The organism is Leisingera sp. XS_AS12, from assembly GCF_041224635.1.
Taxonomy (GTDB): domain Bacteria; phylum Pseudomonadota; class Alphaproteobacteria; order Rhodobacterales; family Rhodobacteraceae; genus Leisingera.
On record NZ_JBGFGM010000126.1, the window covers coordinates 14,254 to 35,300 of the forward strand.

General features: G+C 64.2%; 16 protein-coding genes and 1 tRNA gene. 9 read left to right on the plus strand and 8 right to left on the minus strand.

Going from position 1 to position 21,047, the window contains the following annotated elements; translation table 11 throughout:
- Positions 1–49: 49 nt before the first annotated feature.
- The 5 genes from AB9K35_RS20395 (at position 50) to AB9K35_RS20415 (ending at position 7,580) form a co-directional block, all read left to right on the plus strand.
- On the plus strand, positions 50–1,084 hold the full coding sequence (locus AB9K35_RS20395) for a cysteine synthase A (protein WP_222453347.1): 1,035 nt from the start codon (positions 50–52) through the stop codon (positions 1,082–1,084).
- Positions 1,081–3,531 carry a DUF3772 domain-containing protein gene (locus tag AB9K35_RS20400; protein ID WP_369928981.1) on the plus strand — a complete coding sequence of 817 codons (2,451 nt, stop codon included), beginning with the start codon at positions 1,081–1,083 and terminating at the stop codon, positions 3,529–3,531. The genes AB9K35_RS20395 and AB9K35_RS20400 overlap by 4 nt, the downstream gene beginning before the upstream one ends.
- A complete protein-coding gene (locus AB9K35_RS20405) occupies positions 3,518–4,255 on the plus strand; it encodes an alanyl-tRNA editing protein (RefSeq protein WP_369928983.1) in 738 nt (245 codons plus the stop codon). Before AB9K35_RS20400 ends, AB9K35_RS20405 begins: the two co-directional genes overlap by 14 nt.
- Before the next feature lie 81 nt (positions 4,256–4,336).
- Positions 4,337–4,426: transfer RNA gene (locus AB9K35_RS20410), tRNA-Ser, on the plus strand.
- Between the two features lie 847 nt (positions 4,427–5,273).
- Positions 5,274–7,580: a Hint domain-containing protein gene (locus AB9K35_RS20415; protein WP_369928985.1), complete on the plus strand. Its 2,307-nt coding sequence runs from the start codon at positions 5,274–5,276 to the stop codon at positions 7,578–7,580.
- A gap of 124 nt (positions 7,581–7,704) precedes the next feature.
- On the opposite strand, the gene AB9K35_RS20420 is transcribed toward AB9K35_RS20415, so the two are convergent.
- The 6 genes from AB9K35_RS20420 to AB9K35_RS20445 form a co-directional block, all read right to left on the minus strand.
- A complete protein-coding gene (locus tag AB9K35_RS20420; protein WP_369928987.1) occupies positions 7,705–8,292 on the minus strand; it encodes an NTP transferase domain-containing protein in 588 nt (195 codons plus the stop codon).
- Between the two features lie 265 nt (positions 8,293–8,557).
- Complete coding sequence (locus AB9K35_RS20425; RefSeq protein WP_369928989.1) at positions 8,558–10,975, minus strand: FAD-dependent oxidoreductase; 2,418 nt, start codon at positions 10,973–10,975, stop codon at positions 8,558–8,560.
- A 151-nt stretch (positions 10,976–11,126) separates the two neighbouring features.
- Entirely contained in the window at positions 11,127–12,437 is a 1,311-nt protein-coding gene (locus AB9K35_RS20430; protein WP_222453341.1) for an HlyC/CorC family transporter, read from the minus strand.
- An 84-nt stretch (positions 12,438–12,521) separates the two neighbouring features.
- Positions 12,522–13,463, minus strand: coding sequence for a site-specific tyrosine recombinase XerD (locus tag AB9K35_RS20435; protein WP_369928991.1), 942 nt, complete (start codon positions 13,461–13,463; stop codon positions 12,522–12,524).
- Position 13,464: 1 nt separating this feature from the next.
- Positions 13,465–14,985, minus strand: a complete 1,521-nt coding sequence (locus tag AB9K35_RS20440) for a hypothetical protein (protein WP_369928993.1) — start codon at positions 14,983–14,985, stop codon at positions 13,465–13,467.
- The gene (locus AB9K35_RS20445; RefSeq protein ID WP_222453338.1) at positions 14,975–15,124 is read right to left on the minus strand and encodes a hypothetical protein; all 150 of its coding nucleotides are present in this window, start codon (positions 15,122–15,124) and stop codon (positions 14,975–14,977) included. The genes AB9K35_RS20440 and AB9K35_RS20445 overlap by 11 nt, the downstream gene beginning before the upstream one ends.
- 81 nt (positions 15,125–15,205) lie before the next feature.
- On the opposite strand from AB9K35_RS20445, the gene AB9K35_RS20450 reads away from it, so the two are divergent.
- Positions 15,206–15,796 carry a shikimate kinase gene (locus AB9K35_RS20450; protein ID WP_369928996.1) on the plus strand — a complete coding sequence of 197 codons (591 nt, stop codon included), beginning with the start codon at positions 15,206–15,208 and terminating at the stop codon, positions 15,794–15,796.
- Positions 15,796–16,902, plus strand: coding sequence for a 3-dehydroquinate synthase (aroB, locus tag AB9K35_RS20455; RefSeq protein ID WP_369928998.1), 1,107 nt, complete (start codon positions 15,796–15,798; stop codon positions 16,900–16,902). The genes AB9K35_RS20450 and aroB overlap by 1 nt, the downstream gene beginning before the upstream one ends.
- A gap of 70 nt (positions 16,903–16,972) precedes the next feature.
- Here aroB and ssb read toward each other — a convergent pair whose 3' ends face one another.
- On the minus strand, positions 16,973–17,491 hold the full coding sequence (gene ssb, locus AB9K35_RS20460) for a single-stranded DNA-binding protein (protein ID WP_369929000.1): 519 nt from the start codon (positions 17,489–17,491) through the stop codon (positions 16,973–16,975).
- A 239-nt stretch (positions 17,492–17,730) separates the two neighbouring features.
- Between ssb and AB9K35_RS20465 the strand changes: the two genes are divergently transcribed.
- Positions 17,731–18,315, plus strand: coding sequence for a lytic transglycosylase domain-containing protein (locus AB9K35_RS20465; protein WP_369929002.1), 585 nt, complete (start codon positions 17,731–17,733; stop codon positions 18,313–18,315).
- Positions 18,316–18,458: 143 nt separating this feature from the next.
- Positions 18,459–18,833: a hypothetical protein gene (locus AB9K35_RS20470; protein ID WP_369929004.1), complete on the plus strand. Its 375-nt coding sequence runs from the start codon at positions 18,459–18,461 to the stop codon at positions 18,831–18,833.
- 97 nt (positions 18,834–18,930) lie between these two features.
- Here the strand turns inward: AB9K35_RS20470 and AB9K35_RS20475 are convergent, their stop codons facing one another.
- Entirely contained in the window at positions 18,931–21,021 is a 2,091-nt protein-coding gene (locus AB9K35_RS20475) for a dipeptide ABC transporter ATP-binding protein (RefSeq protein ID WP_369929006.1), read from the minus strand.
- Between the last annotated feature and the right edge of the window lie 26 nt (positions 21,022–21,047).

Genomic DNA, 21,047 nt, shown 5'->3' on the forward strand with positions numbered 1-21,047 from the left:
TCGCCTGATGGCTTGGCTACACCTGAGGGGAACGATTGAAAGGGATACCATGCGCATTGCACGCGATCTGGCTGATGCCATCGGCCACACACCTCTTATCCGCCTGAACCGCGTCAGCGAAGAGACCGGCTGCGAGATCCTGGGCAAGGCGGAATTCATGAATCCCGGCCAGTCCGTCAAGGACCGCGCCGCGCTCTACATCATCAAGGATGCGATCGCCCGTGGTGAGCTGAAGCCGGGCGGCACCATTGTCGAAGGCACCGCCGGCAACACCGGCATCGGCCTGGCCCTGGTTGGGGCCTCGATGGGGTTCAAGACGGTTATCGTGATACCGGAAACCCAGTCGGAAGAGAAAAAGGACATGCTGCGCCTCGCTGGCGCGCAGCTGGTTCAGGTGCCTGCGGCCCCCTACAAGAACCCCAACAACTACGTGCGCTATTCCCAGCGGCTGGCCGAGGAACTGGCCAAGACCGAGCCGAACGGCGCGATCTGGGCCAACCAGTTCGACAACGTCGCCAACCGCCAGGCCCATGTGGAAACCACCGGCCCGGAGATCTGGGAACAGACCGGTGGCAAGGTTGACGGCTTTGTCTGCGCCGTTGGGTCCGGCGGCACGCTGGCGGGCGTTGCCGAGGCATTGCAGCCCAAGGGCGTCAAGATCGGTCTCGCCGATCCGCTGGGCGCGGCGCTCTACTCGTATTACACCGAGGGCGAATTGAAGTCCGAGGGCAGCTCGATCACCGAGGGCATCGGCCAGGGCCGCATCACTAAGAACCTCGAAGGCTTTACGCCCGATTTCAGCTATCAGGTGCCTGACGCCGAAGCGCTGCCTTATGTCTTTGACCTGTTGCACGAAGAAGGCCTGGTGCTGGGCGGCTCGTCCGCGATCAACATCGCCGGTGCCGTGCGCATGGCCAAGGACATGGGGAAGGGCAAGACCATTGTCACGGTGCTGTGTGATTACGGCACCCGTTACCAGTCGAAACTGTTCAACCCGGACTTCCTGCGGGAAAAGGATTTGCCGGTGCCGGAGTGGATGACCCATGCACCCGCCTCGATTCCCGGCGTTTTTGAGGACGTATGACACCTATCATAACCGCTTTGCGGGCATTGCTGCTGGGGCTGGCCTTGATGGCCAGCCTTGTCATGCCTGCCATGGCCCAGCTGAGCGAAGAATCGCGGGCCGCCTATCAGAAATGGCTCAAGACCGCGGAACGCGCCGAAGAGGTCATTGATGCCAACCGCGCCTCCAGCGCCGCAATGGAAGCCTTGCGGCTGGAGCTGACCAGTTACCGCCAGGAGTTTCTTGAGGCCCGGACCGACAACGGTGACCGGATCCGCACCCTGGAAAGTCAGCTCGAGGCCCTCGGACCTGCCCCCGGGGACGGGGAAACCGAACCCGAGGACATCGCCCAGCTGCGCGCATCGCTGCAAAGCCAGCTGAACGAGCTGAAAGTACCGCGCATCGTCTCCGAAGAGGCCTATAACCGGGCCAACGGGTTGATCGCGGAAATCGACAAGATCATCCGCGAGCGCCGCACCCGAACCTTGCTGGAGCGCGGCCCGTCGCCGCTCAACCCTGAACATTGGGGGGAGGCCTGGCGGGCGCTAGCGCGCTCGGGCACCGCGCTCTGGAACGAAACCGCCTACAAGATCGGCAGCGCCACCACGCGAGAGCGTATTCAGAACAGCCTGCCGGCGTTGCTTTTCCTGCTGACGATCTCGCTTCTGTTGTTGCTGCGCGGGCGCCCTTGGGCGCATCGGGCGGGCGAATACCTGCGCAGCTTCGGCAGCAGTGGCCGCGGCGTGTGGACCTTCGTGGTATCGCTGCTGGAGGTCATTCTGCCGTTCGTCGGCATCATCTGCCTTGTGGCGGCTGTCAACCTGTCGGGTGTCCTGGGGATCCGCGGGTCAATCCTGCTGGATTACGTCCCGGGCTGGGCGCTGCTGATCCTGTCGTTCCATTGGCTCGGCAATCAGCTGTTTTCCAGCCGCATCGAAAACGAACTGGTGCCGGTACAGGAAGGTCGGCTGAATGAAACCCGCCTGATGGTGGACATCCTGGCGCTGATCCTTGTGGCGCAGGACGTGCTCCGACAGCTGGAGGTCATCGACAACCTGCCGCCGGAGGCGCATTCGGCGCTCAGCTTCCCGCTCATCCTGGCGGCGGCCCTGGTTCTGCTGCGCCTGCACCGCATCGGCGTCAAGCAGCGCCAGAAACAGGCTGAAACCGATACCGAGGAAGATGGCGCCCTCACGGCGGGCGCGAACCGCGTCATTTCGATCGTGCGTCGTGGCAGCTACCTTCTGGGGTTCATCGCGCCCGTTCTGGCAGCCTTTGGCTATGTCAACGCTGCCGAGGCGCTGATCTTCCCGGCGGTGTCCACCCTGGCGCTGCTCGCGGCCCTTCTGGTGGTGCACCGGTTCCTCGACGACCTGTATGGCTGGTTGTCGGGGCAGGGGCAGGACGCCCGCGAATCGCTGGTTTCGGTCATGCTCGGCTTTGCGCTGGCGGCAGTATCGTTGCCGCTGCTCGCGCTCATCTGGGGCGCCCGGGTGGCGGACCTGACAGAGCTTTGGTCGAAGTTCCTGGCCGGTTTCAGTGTCGGCGATGTGCAGATCTCGCCGACGGCCTTTCTGACCTTCGCCATCGTCTTTGGGGCGGGTTACACGGTCACCCGGCTGGTTCAGGGGTCGCTTCGCAACTCGTTGCTGCCGAAAACCCGAATCGATGCCGGTGGGCAGAATGCGATCACCGCCGGGCTGGGCTACGTCGGTATCTTTCTCGCCGCTCTGGCCGCGATAACCAGCGCGGGCATTGATCTCACGGCGCTTGGCTATGTCGCGGGTGCCCTGTCGGTCGGTATCGGTTTCGGCCTGCAGAACATCGTCTCGAACTTCGTGTCGGGCATCATCCTGCTGATCGAGCGGCCGATCTCCAAGGGCGACTGGATCGAGGTCGGTGGCCTGATGGGCTACGTGCGGGATATCTCGGTCCGCTCAACCCGGATCGAGACCTTCGATCGCTCGGACGTGATCGTGCCCAACTCAGACCTGATTTCCGGCACCGTCACCAACTTCACCCGCGGCAACACCGTCGGGCGGGTCATCGTTCCGGTCGGCGTGGCCTATGACACTGATCCCCGCAAGGTCGAGGCCATCCTGAGCGAGATCGCGCGTGCGCACCCGATGGTGCTGCTGAACCCTGCTCCCTCGGTGGTGTTCCAAGGCTTTGGGGCCGACAGTCTCAACTTTGAGATCCGTGCGATCCTGCGCGATGTGAATTGGGTTCTGTCGGTGAAATCTGACATGAACTACGAGATCGCCAAACGGTTCCAGGAAGAAGGGATCGAAATTCCCTACGCACAACGCGACATCTGGATTCGCAACCCCGAGGCGCTGGCCGCTTCGGGCGTGGCTGGGGCAGGCGCGCGCGCCATGACCACATCCCCGGCGCCTCTGAAACCGGATGCGGAGGACTTGAACCTGACGGACGACGCTGACGAAGGGGATTCGGATGTCGACAAGTGAAAGGCTGTTTGACAGCGACGCCTATGCCCGAACCGCAGAGGGGCGGGTGCAGGCCCATGTCGATATGGGAGACGGGCAGATCGGCGTCGTGCTGGACCGCAGCCTGTTCTATCCCACCGGCGGCGGTCAGCCCGGCGACACCGGGCAGCTCAGCTGGGCGGGCGGGAATTGCCATGTCTCGACCACCCAGAAGGGCGAGGCGGGCGGTATTGTGCTGGTGCTGTCAGACGGCGACGTCCCGCCCGAGGTCGGCGCGACCGTCACCCAGACGCTGGATTGGCAGCGACGCTATGGCCACATGCGCGTGCACACGGCCCTGCACCTGCTCTCGGTCGTGATACCCTTCCCGGTATCGGGCGGGGCAATCACCGCCGAGAAGGGGCGGCTCGACTTCAACATGCCCGAAGCCCCGGCCGACAAACAGGCGGTGCAAGAGCAACTGCAGGCGCTGATCGACCGCGGTCTGGAAGTCGGCGATGACTGGATCACCGACGCCGAGCTCGATGCAAATCCACAGCTTGTCAAAACCATGTCCGTCGCACCTCCCCGCGGAGCGGGCCGGGTGCGCCTGGTGCGTATCGGTACCGAGGATGAACAGGTGGACCTGCAGCCCTGCGGTGGCACCCATGTCGGACGTACTGCGGAAATTGGTCGGATCCGGATCGGGAAGATCGAGAAAAAAGGCAAGCAGAACCGAAGGATATACCTGCATCTGGAGGGCTGAGACGGATTTCGGGGATAAGTGAATTTTTTGCTGATTCAGCTCTTGCATTTCTCCCCGCAATCCTTCAAAAGCCCCCTCAACGGAGAGGTGGCCGAGTGGTCGAAGGCGCACGCCTGGAAAGTGTGTAGGCGGGAAACCGTCTCCAGGGTTCGAATCCCTGTCTCTCCGCCATAACCCCAATCATCGCGATCCGATTTCAGCGCCACCGCTGGTCTTTCAATGTTGACCGGCTGCTTTGGGGGCTTGGCGACCTTCTGTCAGGGATACGCAAGATGCCGATTATGGGATGGTGCGCCCAACTCGGCTTTGAGTTTTCCCGCGCGGCAATTGTTAAAGTATTCAACTTTTTTTCTTTGCGCTTGACCGTTTTCGCTTGTGACTGATTCGTGAGCCTAGCCCGCAGCGCTTCCCTTTCTGGAAACAAAGCATGCTATTTTCCCCAATTGGGCGGCGATCAGTGACTTTACGGAAAGTGCTGTTAACCATTGACTGATCTGCGTTCCGCCTGGTCAGGGTTTGAGGTCTGTTTCCAATTTTTGGCCAATTGAACGCCCTCAGGGTCCGGATTTCCCGGATTTCAGGCGATAGGCGTCGATTGCTTTTGGAATTTCCACGTCGTTGGTTCCAAAGTGGAAACAATGGCAGCCGCCAGGGCGCTCCCAACGCGAAAGGGATTGGCTGCGGCCCCAGTTAATGCAGGTTTAAGGAAATTTTTATTCTTTGTGGAGCCGCGAGGCTCAAGTAAGCATGTTTCAGCCCATCTGGGGGCAAGCGCTGTACGCTGCTGGATTGTCGGCCCGCAAAGACGCCCGGACGCTCGTCTGGTTGGATTGTCGCGGTCACGGAACGGCAGGTGAAGGTATCGCCACCGCGCGCCGGTTTTGATGCGCGGCGCGCTGGCTTCGTGCAGAACGCCGGTTTGGATGAGCGGATTTTATTCAGGGTTCCGCATAAGCGTGCGGCTGTTCGGCTGGTCCCGGGAAGGGGCTTGGGGCCAGATCGGTAAGGAGAGTGTTTGATGACCACGATTGTTGACGAGCCTGAGAACGGTCGCGACGGAATCGTCGAGGGGACCGGCGGCAATGACCTGATTGATGGGGATTATACCGGCGACCCTGAAGGCGACATGGTCGACAATGGCGATGCCATCGACCCTGCGGCAGGCCCCGACGATGACGTGATCGAGGCCGGTAGCGGTGACGACACCGTTTATGCCGGGTCCGGGCAGGATACCGTGTACGGCGGCAGTGGAGATGACGTGATCCACGGCGATGGACATTCCGGTGGCTCCAGCGCGATCAGCGTTCGCATCGACGCCAACAACGGCGGTTACGTGAACAGTGTCTTTGCCTACACGATCGACCCTGCGACCGGCGAAATCGGCGACATCGTCGAACTGACCGCCAGCGCAAAGGACAATGTCGGTCAGGTCTTCACCTATCACGCCCCGGAAGGTGCCTTGGTCGGGATCGGCATTTCCGGGCCGGGCGGCACCTTCTATTCCTCCGGCTATGGTGCGAATGCATCTCTGAACTCGGATGGGCTGCCGCACACCGGTGGGTTCGGCCAGAACCCGGACGGTTCGGTCTCGATCGGTTTCGAGGACATGGCCAATCTGGGCGACCAGGATTACGACGACGTCTTGCTGACCGTCGACCTCGGGACCTCGGGGACGCGGTTCGACAACGCGCATTATGACTATGCCTCCGATCCCGAAGGCGCGGTCTATGGCGGCGACGACAGCCTTGTCGGCGGCGAGGGTGACGACACCATCATCGCGGGCGCCGGGGATGATACCGTCGAGGGCGGCGACGGCTCCGATTCGGTTGAAGGCGGGGCCGGAGATGATGTCATCGACACGTCCGGCGGCGACGCGCTGCCCGATCGTGGCTTTCCGGGCTACAGTGGGACCAATCCGAACATCCCCTACGTGCCTGCTGATGGTGACCCCTACGATGATCGCGATACGGTCATTGCCGGTGCCGGCAATGACACCGTCACCACGGGCGATGACGCCGATGTGATCGATGGCGGCAGCGGCATGGATATGCTTGATGGCGGCATCGACGACGACAGTATTGACGGCGGCGCAGACGACGATGTGCTGATCGGCGGCGAAGGGTCTGACACGCTTGTCGGCGGTAGCGGCAACGACACCATTTACGGTGGCCTGGATCCGTCAGTTTCCGATCGGCTGAACATCACCGATGATGGCAGTGACGGACGCCCTGCGGATCCGGACCCGACCAACGGCCGGGACATCATCCACGGCGGTGCCGGGGACGACGTGATCTATGGTCAGGACGATGACGATCTGATCCGGGGCGGCAGCGGCAATGACACCATCGACGCGGGCATCGACGATGACACCGTCCTTGGTGGCAGCGGCGATGACGTCATCCGCGGCGGGCAGGGCGACGATCTGCTGCGCGGTGGGCGCGGCAATGACGCCATCGACCTCGGCGCGGGGGACGGCGAAGACCGCGCCTACGGCGGCGTCGGGTCGGACAGCTTTACCGGGATCAGTGCCGGTGACATCGTTTATGGTGGGGAGGACCCGGATGGGTCCGACAACGACGTCCTGGATCTGACCGGTGCCGCCGAGGCGCAGAACCCCGGTGGCAGCCTCAGCGTGACCTATGATGCCAGCAACCCGGAAAATGGGACGGTGACCTTCTTCGACGCCGAGGGCCACGCCACCGGCAGCGCGGAGTTCTACGAGATCGAACGCGTGGTGGTGCCCTGCTTTACGCCCGGGACCCTGATCGCGACCCCCGATGGTGAACGCCGTGTCGAGGAGCTGAAGGTCGGTGACAGGGTCATCACCCGTGACAACGGCATTCAGGAGATCCGGTGGATCGGAAGCCGCGCCCTGGCAGCCGCCGACCTGGCGGACGCGGAGCATTTGCAACCGGTCCTGATCCGTCAGGGCGCTCTAGGCAACGGGTTGCCGGAACGTGACATGATGGTCAGCCCCAATCACCGCGTGCTGATCGCGAACGACAAGACCGCGCTGTATTTCGAAGATCGCGAGGTTCTGGTGGCGGCCAAGCATCTCACCGGGTTGGATGGTGTGGACCAGGTGGCGACCTCGCAAGTGACCTATATCCACTTCATGTTCGACCAGCACGAGGTGGTGTTGTCTGACGGGGCCTGGACCGAAAGCTTCCAGCCGGGCGACCATTCCCTGCGTGGACTGGACAATGCGCAGCGCAACGAATTGTTCGCGCTGTTCCCGGAACTGCAGTCCGAACAGGGCCGGATAAGCTACGCCGCCGCACGCCGCGCGCTGCGCAAGCATGAGGCACATCTTCTGGTGCACTGAAAGGTGCAGCCGCAGCCTTGGGGGAGGTTGCGGCAGCTGGCAAGATGTGGCGGGGCGGGGCTTTAGGTCCCGCCCTTTCCGTATTGTCGTCTTGGGTGATCCGTGCGTGAGTCGGGGGCTCGGGTCAGCGCTGTTCAGTGCTACGCCATCTGGCCCAGTCTTCGGGCGTGTCCAGATCCGTCAGCGCCCGGTTGCCGGGCAGGGGCACAGGATGAACCGTCTCATGAACCAGCAGCGGGCGGGCGCCCTGGTCGCCCTGCAAGCCTTGCAGCGCGGCAAAGCAGCGGCGGGGAAACAGGACGGGGTGCCCCGGTTTTCCCTCTGCCGTGCAGGCGCGCAGAATTTGCCCGTCATGCTCCGGCGCTTTCGCGGCGATGGACAGCAGGTCATCAGTGGTGATCTCCGGCATATCGGCAGGCAGGATCATCACTGCATCGGTCGCCACTGGCAGCGCCGCCACGCCGCGGCGGATGGAGGCTGCCATGCCGTCTGAGGCGTCGGGGACTTCGACGGGCCGCGCCGCGCCGATGTGGTCAGCACGCGGATGGTCGAGGCCAGGCAGCGTGACGTAGGTGACCAGTCCCGTCAGCGTGGCCCGGCGACACATCACCGACAACAGGGGGTGGCCGTCAACCACCTCCAGCAGCTTGTCACGTCCTTTCATGCGAGAGGAGGCACCGGCGGCGAGCAGGAGTATGGAAATCGTGGTCATCTGTATTGGGTCCTTGGCAACCGGTGGAACGGCCCTGCGCCCGCGGCAGGTGCAATCGGCATCGAGGAAATCAGCGATAGCCCACAGGTGCAAGCCGAGAGGCGGTAGCCGTGGATAGGTCAGCATCGGTGACCAGATGTTTCGCGCGCGAAACATTCGGGTAGCGGCCCTGACGTATCCGTTGCGGCCAACTCAGCGAGGAGCGCGCGCCGCTGAGGCAACGGCGCGCAGGCAGGTCAGCATTGTTGACCTGCCTGGGGCAGATTCATCCACGCATTTGGGCGCCATCGGCGTCAAACAGCGGCTCGGTCATCAGGCGCGCCCTGTACCGCTTTCCCAGGATTTCAATTTCCACCTGCAGACCGTCCTCGATGCGGTCTGTCGGCACGAAGCCCAGGGCAACGGATTTCTGCGCGTAATGAGAGTAGCCACCCGACGTGCAAAAGCCGACCACGGCGTCCTCAAGCCAGATCGGCTCATAGGCGACCACATCGGCGTCGTCCGTTTCCACCTCGAAGGCGCAGAGCCGTCGGGCAGGTCCGGCGTCCCGCTCGGCCTCGGCGGCGGCGCGGCCGATGAAATCCACGGGCTTCTTAAAGGAGATGAAGCGGTCGAGCCCGGTTTTGGCGGCGGTGTAGTCGGGGGAGAATTCCCGAAGCCACGAGCCGAAGAACTTGTCGAGGCGGAGCGACATCATCGCGCGCATGCCGAAGGGTTTCATGCCGTGCGGCTGGCCTGCCTCCCACAGCGCCTGCCAGAGCGCGCGCTGGCTGGGCAGGTCGCAGAAGATTTCATACCCGAGCCCGCCGGTGTAGCTGACCCGCTGCACGATGCAGTCGGCCATCCCGACGGTGAGGCGGCGCACCTCCATGAAGCGCATGTCCGAAATGTCTTGCCGTGTGCAGGCTTGCAGAACGTCGCGGGCGCAGGGGCCTGCGATCTGGAAGCCGGTGCGGCTGTCGGAGATGTTTTCGACCCGGACGCCGTCCTGCGCGTGCTGCTGGAACCAGCGCATGTGATAGGCCTGCGCGCCGTAGGAGGCGGTGAGCTGGAACTCGTCTTCGGCGAGGCAGGAGATGGTGAAGTCGCCGATCAGCCGACCCTTAGGCGAGAGCATCGGGGTGAGCGAGAGGCGGCCCGGCTGCGGCACGCGGCCCGCCATGATACGGTCGAGCCAGGCGCGGGCGCCGCGGCCGGTGATGCGGTATTTGCCGAAGTTGTGAACCTCATTGATACCAACGGCTTCGCGCACGGCCTTCACCTCGCGCGCGGTGGCGTCAAAGGCGTTGGAGCGGCGGAAGGAGGGGGTCTCGTACCTCGGCTCATCGCCGGTCGCAAAGTAGTTCGGCACCTCCAGACCGTATTGCGCGCCCCAGACCGCGCCCATGCGATCGAAAATGTCGTACATCGGTGTGGTGCGGAACGGGCGGGCGGCGGGCAGCTCCTCGTTCGGGTAGGCGACGGAGAAGCGTTTCTGGTAGTTCTCGATCACCTTGGGGCGGGTGTAGCCCGGGGTTATCCAGTTGCCGAAGCGGGCGCAGTCCATCGCGAAGGTGTCGCGCTCGCATTCGCCCTCGACCATCCATTGCGCGAGCATCAGGCCGACGCCGCCGCCCTGGGAGAAGCCTGCCATCACCGCGCAGGCGGACCAGTAGTTCCGCATCCCCGGCACCGGGCCGACCAGAGGGTTGCCGTCGGGGGCGAAGGTGAAGGGGCCGTGGATCACCGATTTGACGCCCGCGCGCTCCAGCGCCGGGAAGCGGCGGTAGGCGAAGGCGATGGAATCCTCGATCTTGTCGAAATTGTCGGGCAGCAGTTCATGGCCGAAATCCCAGGGCGTGCCGTCCACCGCCCAGGGTTTGCAGGGCTGCTCGTAAAAGCCGATGCAGAGGCCGCGGCCCTCCTGCCTCAGGTAGCTTTCGCCGGCCGGGTCCATCACGTGCGGGTGTTCGCCGCCCGCGTCGATGATGGCGGCGATCTCGGGCACCTCGTCGGTGACGATATACTGGTGCTCCATCGGGTGCAGCGGGAAGTAGATGCCCGCCATGGCGCCGACCTCGCGCGCCCAGAGGCCGCCGGCGTTCACCACATGTTCGGCGTGGATGGTGCCCTTTTCGGTCACCACGTCCCAGGTGCCGTCGGGGCGCTGGTTGGTCTCCACCACCTTGCAGTGAGTCTCAATGGTGGCGCCGCCCATGCGCGCGGCCTTGGCGTAGGCGTGGGTGGTGCCGGAGGGGTCGAGGTGGCCGTCGAGCGGATCGTAGAGCGCACCGAGGATGCCGTCGGTATTGGTGATCGGCGAGAGCTTCTTCACCTCTTCGGGACCGATGATTTCGGTCTCCAACCCCATGAAGCGGTGCTTGGCGCGCTCCGCCTTCAGCATGTCGAACCGTTCCTGGTTGTCGGCGAGGGTGATGCCGCCGACGTGGTGCAGCCCGCAGGACATGCCGGTGAGCGCCTCCAGCTCGCGGTAGAGCTTGATGGTGTAGCCCTGCAGCGCCGCCATGTTGGTGTCGCCGTTCAGCGTGTGAAAGCCGCCCGCCGCGTGCCAGGTGGAGCCGGAGGTGAGCTCCGAGCGTTCGATCAGCATGACATCGGACCAGCCGAGCTTGGTCAGGTGGTAAAGAACGGAGCAGCCGACAACGCCGCCGCCGATCACTGCCACGCGGGTGGTGGTTTTCATCTTGGCCTCCCTCTTGAACCGTCGCCTTCATTCTGGACATATGTGAACAGTAGTCCAGTCAGAAAACGACACCGCATGCCGCGGACTGCCGAATTTGTACCGGCGATCCACGGCATGAAGGGGGGCTGAGGTTGGGGTGAACCCGAAGGGGTCAGTAAAGCGGCCGGATCTTCAGGGCGGTGACGCGGTTGCCTTCCCGTTCGGTCACCTCGAACCTGAAGCCATGGAAGGAGAAGACCTGCCCTTTTGTCGGGATGGTCTGGGCCTCGTGGATGACCAGACCGGCGATGGTGTTGGCCTCTTCGTCCGGCAGGTTCCAGTCTGTTGCCCGGTTGAGATCGCGGATCGTGGTCGCGCCCTCCACTAGGTATGATCCATCGGCGGTCTTCTTGGCGATGTTGCCCTCGGCCGGGTCGAATTCATCGGTGATCTCGCCGACGATCTCTTCGAGAATGTCCTCCAGCGTGATGAGCCCCTGCAAGGCACCATATTCATCCACCACCAGCGCGAAATGCGAGCGCATGCGCAGGAACTGTCGCATCTGTTCATCCAGCGTGGTGGTTTCGGGCACGAAGTAGGGCGCATTGGCGACCTGGGTGATGTCGAAGGATTTCAGCCGGTCCGCATCGCCGCCGGCACCGCCGAGCTGCTCGTACATGGCGCGGGACAGATCCTTGGCATGGACAACGCCGATGATGTTTTCCTGCTCGCCGCGGAACACGGGCAGGCGGGTGTGGGGGCTTTGCAGGCATTGTTCCAGGATTGCCTCGGGATCGGCATCGGCATCAATCATCTGGATGTGCGAACGGTGCAGCATGATCTCCTCGACGAAACGCTCGGAGAGGTCGAGCGCCCCAAGGATCCGATCCCGGTCCTCCTTTTCCACAACGCCCTCGGAGTGGCCGAGGTGCAGGGCGCCGGCGATCTCCTCGCGCACCGCCATGATATGGCTGTCGGGGTCGATCTGTACGCCGAAGATCCGCAAGACACCGCGCACCAGCAGCCGCACCAGGCCAACCACCGGGGCCAGAACGGTCACCAGGACCGAGATCACCGGCGCCACCGCCGCGGCGGCCTTTTCGGCGTTGGAGATGGCATAGGTCTTGGGCAGGACCTCGGCAAAGATCAGCACCAGGAGGGTCATGACCAAGGTCGCCAGGGCAACGCCGCTTTCGCCAAAGGCGCGGGTGAACAGGGCGGTGGCCAGCGAGGTGCCGAGGATGTTGACGAGGTTGTTGCCCAACAGAACGGAGCCGATCAGTCGCTCGTTGTCCTCGGTAACGGTGAGCGCGGTCTGCGCCCCGCGCGAACCCTTGTCGGCCTGGCTGCGCAGCTTGCCGCGAGACGCGGCTGTCAGCGCGGTTTCAGAGCCGGAGAAAAACCCCGAAAGCACCAGCAGCAGAACGATCGCCCCGGCGGTGATCCAGAAGGCGCTGTCAAATACGGTGGAGGCTGTGTCCATGGTGGGTCTGAAATCCGGTCGGTTGTGGAAGGTTTACCGCAGTTATGGGGGCTTGGAGCGCGCGCTTCAAGCGCTGGAGGAGGATCAGTTGCCCTTGGCCAGCGGGTGGTGCTCCAGCACCAGTTCCTGCAGCCGCGCGTCCAGCACGTGGGTGTAGATTTCGGTGGTGGCGATGTCGGCGTGTCCCAGCAGTGCCTGGATGGCGCGCAGGTCGGCCCCATTGGCCAAAAGATGCGTTGCAAAGGCGTGGCGCAGCGTGTGCGGGGTCACCTTGTCCGGCGAGACACCGCCGGTGACCGCCAATTCCTTGATCAGCAGGTAGAAGCGGTGACGGGTCAGGTGGCCGGACTTGCCGCGCGAGGGGAACAGGAAGCGCGAGGGCGGCTGGCCCTTCGCTTCGCGCAGTTCCTCTGCGGCATCGCGTTCCTGCAGCCAGGCCGCCAGCGCCTCGCGGGCGGGCGGGGACAGCGGCACCATGCGCTCCTTGCCGCCTTTGCCCAGCACCAGGAGCATGCGCGGATCGCCACGTGCGGCAGAGACCGGCAGGGACACCAGCTCGGTCACCCGCATGCCGGTGGCATAAAGCAGTTCCATCAGGCAGGTGTTGCGCAGCCGGTCCGCGACACTGCGGCCGGTTTGCCGGGCCGCGTCGAGCAGGCGGTCGACCTCGCTGACGTCCAGTGTCTTGGGCAGGCGTTTTTCCCGTCCGGGACCGCGGATCTGGATGGCCGGATTGTCCGCGCGCCATCCTTCCTCAAAGGCGAAGCGGTAGATCTGCTTGGTCGCCGAGAGCCTGCGCGCGCGGGTGGCGCGCGCGAGCCCCTGGGCGTCGCAGCTGATCAGATACGCCTCGAGATCGTCCTGGCTGGCGCTGAGAAAGTCGAGGTTGCGGTGTTCCAGCCAGCCGCTCAGGTCCTTGAGGTCACGTCCATAGGCCAGCAAGGTATTCTGAGAGGCGCCAGTCTCGGCGGCCTGGGCGTCGAGAAAGGTCGAAATCCATTGGAAGTTGTCGCGCGGTGCCGTCATCTCATTGCGGCTCCAGTAGCAGCAGCTGCAGGGCGGCGCGTCGGGCCGTGTCCTCCAGCCCGACCGCGCGGAAGGCGGCCAGGGCCGCGCTGAGATCGCCGAGATTGCCGTTGGCGCCGCGCCCATACAGCACCATCGCGCGCAGAATGGCCTCGCCCAGCTGACCATCGTCCAGCAGCTGCCGGATGCGGGCGGGCACCGGGCCGGGAGAGGTGAACCCCAGCGCGATGGCGCGGGCGGTGGCGTCAGGAGCAATGTCGGCGTCGGGGCGTCCTTGCGCGAGCGCGGCCAGGAAGCGGCTTGTGTCATCTTCCGCCGGGGCATCCAGCGCGGCCAGTTCGTATTGCGGCGACAGCAGCCTGATGCGCCAGGCCAGCGCCGCGGTTCTCGGCTCGCTGATCGGGGCGCGGGCAAGATGGTCGGCAAAGAGGTCGGCAAACACCGTTTCGGTGCCGGCCGCTTGCATGGCGCTCCAAGCCTCGGCCAGGGTCTCCGTGATCTTTTCGGGGTCGGTGCCGTTCAGCGCCGATTCGAGCCGTTGAACAGCGGCAACCCGATCCCAGATACCGCCCGAAGCGGCGGGTTTGCGGGCGCTGAACAGCCCCAGGAATTGGTTCGGGTTCAACGCACCGCCGCGCGCCAGCCGTTCGGCAGCCTCCAGCTGGGCTTTCCAGCCTGCGATGTCCCGCAAATCCGCAGCGGCAAAGGCGGTCGGCAAAGGTGCGGTCGGCATCGCCTCGCCAATGGTTTCAAACAGGCGGAAGGTCAGCGGATCAGGTTGCGAAGGGCGCGACAGGGGGGTCGCCTGCTCATAGAGATCGGGGTTTAGAAACCGGTCCAGCAGATCGATCTGTGCCTGGGGCAGCAGCTCCAGCGCAATGGCGGTTTCCAGCATCAGCGCCGCCGTCGACCAGTCGCTGCGCCGCGCCGCGCAGAAGATCCGCGCAGCGTAGTTGTCGGACAGATGCGGATCCGCAGCCAGCGCCATGCAGGAGGCATCTTCGCCGCCGGTCAGCAGGGTGGCATCGAACCAGCGGGAAAACCGTGCCGGTGTGGCGGTTGGGCCCGCCTGTTCGGCCAGCGCCTGCGCCGCGTCCGTCGCCCCAAGTGCGAGCAGGCGGTCAAGCCGGGCCAGCAGGATCTGGTCGCCACCGTCCTCCGGTGCGCGGGTCTCCGACAACAAGAGGGTAAACAGCAGCGCCTGCATCGCCGGGCTGCGGCGCACCGGAACGGTGCGGATCAACTGGCTGATGTCACCGGCATCACTGCCCCGCCACAAGTCCGTGGGGAGGCCGGTCGCCGAGGCTGGCACCAGCCCGGCCGGCGGCCGCAAGGCCTCCAGCGGCGTGACCGAAACCTGCGGCAGCGCGGCGGTGCCGGTGACGGGTGGTTCCAGAAGCACGGTTCCGGGCAGTTCGCTGCGTGGCTGCGGCTTGTTCAGCCAGTCGATGGCCGTCAGCGGTTCTGTGGCGAGCGCAGGCCCGGCCAGCAGGACCGCGGCGACGGCCGACTTAATCCGCATTCAGCACCACCGGTTTGCGCACCTCGGTGCTCGGGGCGCTGAAATCAGCGCCAAACCACGGCCCGACATAGGTATAGGCAACGAGCCCTACTGCCGCCAGAACCACCAAGTAGATCAGATATTTGAACAATCGCCCCATGGGTCATCCAGTGCCTGTTTCCTGCTCTTTTGCGGAAGTTATATATTCCCTTTTCCGCAAGATCACGTCATTCACTGAAGAATGAGCGAAAAAGAGCAAAGCAGCGGCCAGAAGGCCGCAGGCCAGGTGCCGGGAACCTTGAAGAAGACCATCGTGATGGTGGGGATGATGGGCGCAGGAAAGACCGCCGTGGGCCGCGCGCTCGCGGCGCGGCTCGGGGTGCCCTTTCTGGACAGCGACCACGAGATCGAGGCCGCTGCCAACATGACGATACCAGAGATATTCGCGCGCGACGGAGAGCCGTTCTTTCGCCAGAAGGAACGGCAGGTGATCGCGCGCCTGCTGGAGGAGGAGCGCGGCGTGCTGTCGACCGGCGGCGGCGCCTTTTTGGCGGAGGAGAACCGTGAGGTGATTTCGGCCAAGGGCGTTGCGGTCTGGCTCAACGCCGATCTTGAGGTGCTGTGGAATCGGGTGCGCCATCGCGACACGCGGCCCCTGCTGCGCACCCCGGATCCGCATGCGACCCTCAGCGCCCTGTACCGCGACCGGGTGCCGCTTTACCAAAAGGCGGATCTGGCGGTGGTCTCGGATGGGCAGGCGTCGATTGAAACCATGGTTGACCGGGTGCTTGAGGCCTTGCAGTCGCGCCCCGATGTGCTGGAGTGGAAATGATGGAACGCAAGGTTCATGTGCCGCTGGATAGCCGCGCCTATGATGTTGTGATCGGCCCCGGCCTGCTGGAGCAGGCGGGCAAGCGGATTGCGCCGCTGCTGAAGCGGCCGCGCGTGGCGGTGCTGACGGATGAGACCGTCGCGGCGCACCACCTGGACGCTCTGCGCGCCGGGCTGGCCTCGGACGGCATCGAAATGAGCGCGCTGGCGCTGCCGCCGGGCGAGGCCACCAAGGGTTGGCCGCAGTTCAGCCGCGCAGTGGAATGGCTGCTGGACCAGAAGGTAGAGCGCGGCGATGTCGTGGTGGCCTTCGGCGGCGGCGTCATCGGGGACCTGGCGGGCTTTGCCGCTGCGGTGCTGCGCCGTGGCGTGCGTTTCGTGCAGATCCCGACCTCGCTTTTGGCGCAGGTCGACAGCTCGGTCGGCGGCAAGACCGGTATCAACGCACCGCAGGGCAAGAACCTGATCGGCGCTTTCCACCAGCCCTCGCTGGTGCTGGCCGACACCGCCGTGCTGGGCACGCTGGAGGCGCGCGATTTCCTGTCGGGCTACGGCGAGGTGGTGAAATACGGGCTGCTGGGTGATGCCGAGTTTTTTGCCTGGCTGGAGGACAACGGCCCGGCGCTGGCGGCGGGCGACATGGCCGCGCGGGTTGAGGCAGTTGCGCGCTCGGTCCAGATGAAGGCCGACATCGTGGTGCGCGACGAGACCGAGCAGGGCGACCGCGCGCTGCTGAACCTGGGCCATACATTCTGTCACGCGCTGGAGGCCGCGACGGGCTATTCCGACCGGCTGCTGCACGGCGAAGGCGTGGCAATCGGCTGCGCCCTGGCGTTTGAGCTTTCGGCGCGGCTGGGCCTGTGCTCGCAGGAGGATCCCAGCCGGGTGCGCGCGCATCTGAAGGCGATGGGCATGAAGACCGATCTGGCCGACATTCCCGGCGAGCTGCCGAACGCCGAGGCTCTGCTGGAGCTGATGGGGCAGGACAAGAAGGTGGTCGAGGGCCAGCTGCGCTTCATCCTCGCGCGCGGTATCGGCGAGGCCTTTGTCACTGGCGATGTGCCGCCTGAGGCCGTGCTGGATGTGCTGCGCGACGCCGGAGCGTGAGGGAAATTTCATCCTGAAACTGAAAAGGGCAGCCACTGGGCTGCCCTTTTTGATAACTGCGGTCCTGTTCTCAGAACGGGATTTCGTCGTCGTCGATGTTGTGCGAGGCGCCACCGCCGAAGCCGCCGCCCTGACCGCCGCCCTGCGGGCCGCTGTCATAGCCGCCGCCGTAACCGCCGCCGCCCTGGCTGCCGCCGCCATAGCCGCCGCCCTGACCACCGCCGCCACCGCCTTCACCGCGGCCGTCCAGCATGGTCAGCGTGCTGCCGAAGCCCTGCAGAACAATCTCGGTGGAGTAACGGTCCTGGCCGCTCTGGTCCTGCCATTTGCGGGTCTGCAGCTGGCCCTCGACATATACTTTGGAGCCCTTGCGTAGATACTGTTCGCAGACCCGCACCAGGCCTTCGCTGAAAACCGCGACGGAATGCCATTCGGTGCGCTCGCGGCGCTCGCCGGTGTTGCGGTCCTTCCAGGTCTCGGAGGTGGCGATGCGCAGGTTGCACACTTTGCCACCGTTCTGGAAGGTGCGCACCTCGGGGTCGCGGCCCAGGTTGCCGATGAGCATGACTTTGTTCAGTGAGCCGGCCATAGGGTTCGGTCCTTTGTCTTTATGAGTCTTTTGGTGTTCCGGTTCGGCAGCGGTGCGGGGCGAATCCCGCCGCGCCGGTTGCATGCACAGTATAGGCCCATGCGGGGTGAGGAAACCCGGTCTCTGTGGAGGAAATCCCGTGCGGTGGCGGGGAATGGCGGATTTGCGACGCGATTGCTTTAAATTTGTGGCGCATCGGGTATAGTCCCCGCGAGTGGGACAGTGTCAGGACAGCGGACATGCGAAAAGCCGTTGCTGGGTTCGTTATTGCAATTGTCGGGGTAGGGCAGCCTGCCATCGCGGATGTACTAAGCAGCAAGAATCGGAAGGCCTTGTTTGCCGCCCATACCCGGGTGCTGGATGGTCGCGCGGCCAGCCAGTACAGGAATTCGGTCAGGTTGCAGCCTAAAACCTACGAGGTGCCCTCGGCGGCGGCGACCTTGCGCTACAATGGCAAGTACCGGGGCGAGTTCCTGACCATGGCGCGCGAGGCGGCGCGCAAGCACAATGTGCCCGAGGAGTTGTTCCTGCGGCTGGTGCAACAGGAAAGCAACTGGAACCCGACCGCCAAGTCGCACAAGGGCGCGCTGGGACTTGCGCAGCTGATGCCCGCGACGGCGCGGGCGCTGGGGGTGGACCCGGCGGTGCCGCGGCAGAATCTGGAAGGGGGCGCGCGCTACCTGGCGCAGCAGTATCGCAAGTTCGGGGATTGGCGGCTGGCCTTGGCCGCCTATAACGCCGGGCCTGAGGCGGTGCGCAAATACGGCGGCATCCCGCCGTACAAAGAGACGAAGAATTACGTCAAGAAGATCTGGGGCAGCTAACCGCGCTTGTCGGCTGACGTCGGGCATTAATCTTCGGGTAAGATCCGTTAATGCCCCGTTAACTCCGTGGGTTTGCCATGTATTTGTCTAAATTTTTCATGAATCTCTCGGCTGAAAATACACGCTGCCAGGAGATTTAACCCATGTATGTCAACAGCTTCGAGGAACGGGTTCATCGGATCGAGTGGCGCCCCACGGCGGTGCCGAGCCGCGCGCTGATCGACAACATGCTGGGCGCGCGCCTGCCACGACGGCCGCGCAGCGCCGTGTTGAGCCTCGCAGCGGCGATTACCGGCCTGCTGATCGGTGTCGGGCTGAAAGGCATGACGCTGGAGGGATCGCCTTGGGGGCCGGGAACGGGGTTTGCCGGGCTGATCGGCGGCGGCCTGTCGCTGGCTGGGCTTGCACTGTCGGTGACGGCGGCCATAGCGGCGGCCTGGCAGGGCAGGAAGACGCCGCGGTTGATGCAATTTGCCTCGATGAACCTTTTGATGATCGTCGTCCTGCTGCTGAGCTGAACGGACCGCCCACTCCTTCGCTGCAACAGAACACTTATCGCCGGGCGCGGGTGCGTTCCATGTCACCTGCGCCCGGCAGATCGTGGCGGAGCTTCGGTTACTCGGCCGCGGTTTTGATGACCGGCGTCATCCGTGCCAGCGTTGCATCGTCCAGATGGCACTTGATCTGGTGACCTTTGCCCAGCTGGCGTTGCGGTGGCACCTCCCGCTCGCACAGATTGCCGGGTACTTCGGACTTCCAGCGGCAGCGGGTCTGGAACGGGCAGCCCGGCGGCGGATCCATCGCCGAGGGAATGTCGCCTTCCAGAACGATATGTTCCTTCTCGACCGAGGTGTCGGCGATCGGCACGGCGGACAATAGCGCCTCGGTGTAGGGATGGTAGGGCGGCGAGAAGACCTGTTCGGTGTCGCCCAGTTCCACCACATGCCCGAGATACATGACCATGACGCGATCGCTGAGATAGCGCACGATGCTGAGGTCATGCGAAATGAACAGCAGCGTGGTCTTCTCCTTCCGCTGGATCTCCATCAACAGGTCGGTCACGGCGGCCTGCACCGACACATCCAGCGCCGAGACCGGTTCATCCGCCACCACGATCCGTGCGCCGCCCGCAAAGGCGCGGGCAATGCCGACACGCTGCTTCTGGCCGCCCGACAACTGCCGGGGCATGCGGTTTGCGAAGGCGCGGGGCAGTTTCACCAGGTCGAGGAGTTCCAGCATCTTCTGACGTCGCTCTGCCTCGGAATCGCCGACCTGAAAGATTTCCAGAGCCCGCATGATCTGACGTCCCACCGTCATCGAGGGGTTCAGCGTGTCGAAGGGATTCTGGAACACCATCTGCACGTCTGAAATGGTGCGGGTGTCGCGGGCTTCGATCGGGGTCTGCTCGATATTGCGGCCATCCAGCAGAATTTCCCCCTCGGTCGCGGTTTCCAGACCCATCAGCACCTTGGCGAAGGTAGATTTGCCACAACCGGATTCCCCGACGATGGCAAGGGTTTCGGATTCGCGGGCCTCGAAGCTGAGCGTTTCGTTCGCCTTCACGACCTTCTTTTCGCCGCCGCCAAACAGCGCGTTGGCGGCAACCTCGTAGTATTTCTTGAGGTTGTCCATTTTCAGCACGACCTTGCCGGGGGCGGATTTCTCCTTCTGCTCGGCAAGGGTCAGCGGGGCGTTCCAGTCGATCTCCTCGAACCGGAGACACCGGGTCTCGTGGCGGTCGTTCCCCGGCACCGGCCGCATCGGAATGACCTGATCCACATCGCAGCGCCCGGCCTCGAAGTAGTCGCAACGCGGCCCAAAGTTGCAGCCGGGCGGGCGTTCATGCGGCAAGGGGAAGTTGCCGGGGATTGCCACCAGGGGGCGGGCGTTCTTGTCGGCTCCGGGCAGGGGGATGGAGCGGAACAGTGCCTGGGTGTAGGGGTGCTGCATCTCGTCGAAGACGTCATGGATCGAACCGCGCTCGACCGCTTCGCCGGAGTACATCACGCAAAGGCGGTCGCAGGTTTCCAGAACCAGGCCGAGGTTGTGCGAGATGAACAGCATCGAGGTGCCGTATTTCTTGCCGAGATCCTTGACCAGATCCACCACCGCGGCCTCGACCGTCACGTCAAGCGCGGTCGTCGGCTCGTCCAGGATCAGCAGCGAGGGCTTGGACATCAGCGCCATCGCAATGACGATGCGCTGCTGCTGGCCGCCCGACAGCTGGTGCGGATAGGAGTTCAGCATCCGCTCGGGGTCGGGCAGGCGGACGTCGGTCACCACCTCCAAGGCGCGGGCATAGGCTTCCTTCTGGCCGACGCCTTCGTGGATCATCGGCACTTCCATCAACTGCTTGCCGATCTTCATCGCCGGGTTCAGGCTGGCCATCGGCTCCTGATAGATCATCGCGATCTCGTTGCCGCGGATGTCGCGCAACTCTTCGGCTGTCATCTCGGCCAGGTCGCGTCCTTTGAAGCGGATGCTGCCGCTGACCACCCGGCCGTTCTTGCCGAGGTCCTGCATCACGCCCAGCGCCACGGTGGATTTGCCGCAGCCGGATTCCCCGACCAGGCCGACCGCTTCGCCCGGCTGAACAGTGACTGAAAAGTCCATTACCGCCGGGATCTCGCGCAGTCGGGTAAAGAACGAGATCGACAGTTTGTCGATTTCAAGGATCGGGCCGTCGTAGTCCGCCAGTTTGCTCATGTTCAATTCTCCCTGTCGGAGCTGGA

Bases quoted from the DNA above. Each gene is read 5' to 3' on its own strand.
- AB9K35_RS20405 (WP_369928983.1), top strand. From the start codon at position 3,518: ATGTCGACAAGTGAAAGGCTGTTTGACAGCGACGCCTATGCCCGAACC.
- AB9K35_RS20475 (WP_369929006.1), bottom strand. From the start codon at position 21,021: ATGAGCAAACTGGCGGACTACGACGGCCCGATCCTTGAAATCGACAAA.
- AB9K35_RS20445 (WP_222453338.1), bottom strand. From the start codon at position 15,124: ATGGGGCGATTGTTCAAATATCTGATCTACTTGGTGGTTCTGGCGGCA.
- AB9K35_RS20395 (WP_222453347.1), top strand. From the start codon at position 50: ATGCGCATTGCACGCGATCTGGCTGATGCCATCGGCCACACACCTCTT.
- AB9K35_RS20440 (WP_369928993.1), bottom strand. From the start codon at position 14,985: ATGCGGATTAAGTCGGCCGTCGCCGCGGTCCTGCTGGCCGGGCCTGCG.
- AB9K35_RS20430 (WP_222453341.1), bottom strand. From the start codon at position 12,437: ATGGACACAGCCTCCACCGTATTTGACAGCGCCTTCTGGATCACCGCC.
- ssb (WP_369929000.1), bottom strand. From the start codon at position 17,491: ATGGCCGGCTCACTGAACAAAGTCATGCTCATCGGCAACCTGGGCCGC.
- AB9K35_RS20470 (WP_369929004.1), top strand. From the start codon at position 18,459: ATGTATGTCAACAGCTTCGAGGAACGGGTTCATCGGATCGAGTGGCGC.
- AB9K35_RS20400 (WP_369928981.1), top strand. From the start codon at position 1,081: ATGACACCTATCATAACCGCTTTGCGGGCATTGCTGCTGGGGCTGGCC.
- AB9K35_RS20425 (WP_369928989.1), bottom strand. From the start codon at position 10,975: ATGAAAACCACCACCCGCGTGGCAGTGATCGGCGGCGGCGTTGTCGGC.
- AB9K35_RS20450 (WP_369928996.1), top strand. From the start codon at position 15,206: ATGAGCGAAAAAGAGCAAAGCAGCGGCCAGAAGGCCGCAGGCCAGGTG.
- aroB (WP_369928998.1), top strand. From the start codon at position 15,796: ATGGAACGCAAGGTTCATGTGCCGCTGGATAGCCGCGCCTATGATGTT.
- AB9K35_RS20415 (WP_369928985.1), top strand. From the start codon at position 5,274: ATGACCACGATTGTTGACGAGCCTGAGAACGGTCGCGACGGAATCGTC.
- AB9K35_RS20420 (WP_369928987.1), bottom strand. From the start codon at position 8,292: ATGACCACGATTTCCATACTCCTGCTCGCCGCCGGTGCCTCCTCTCGC.
- AB9K35_RS20465 (WP_369929002.1), top strand. From the start codon at position 17,731: ATGCGAAAAGCCGTTGCTGGGTTCGTTATTGCAATTGTCGGGGTAGGG.
- AB9K35_RS20435 (WP_369928991.1), bottom strand. From the start codon at position 13,463: ATGACGGCACCGCGCGACAACTTCCAATGGATTTCGACCTTTCTCGAC.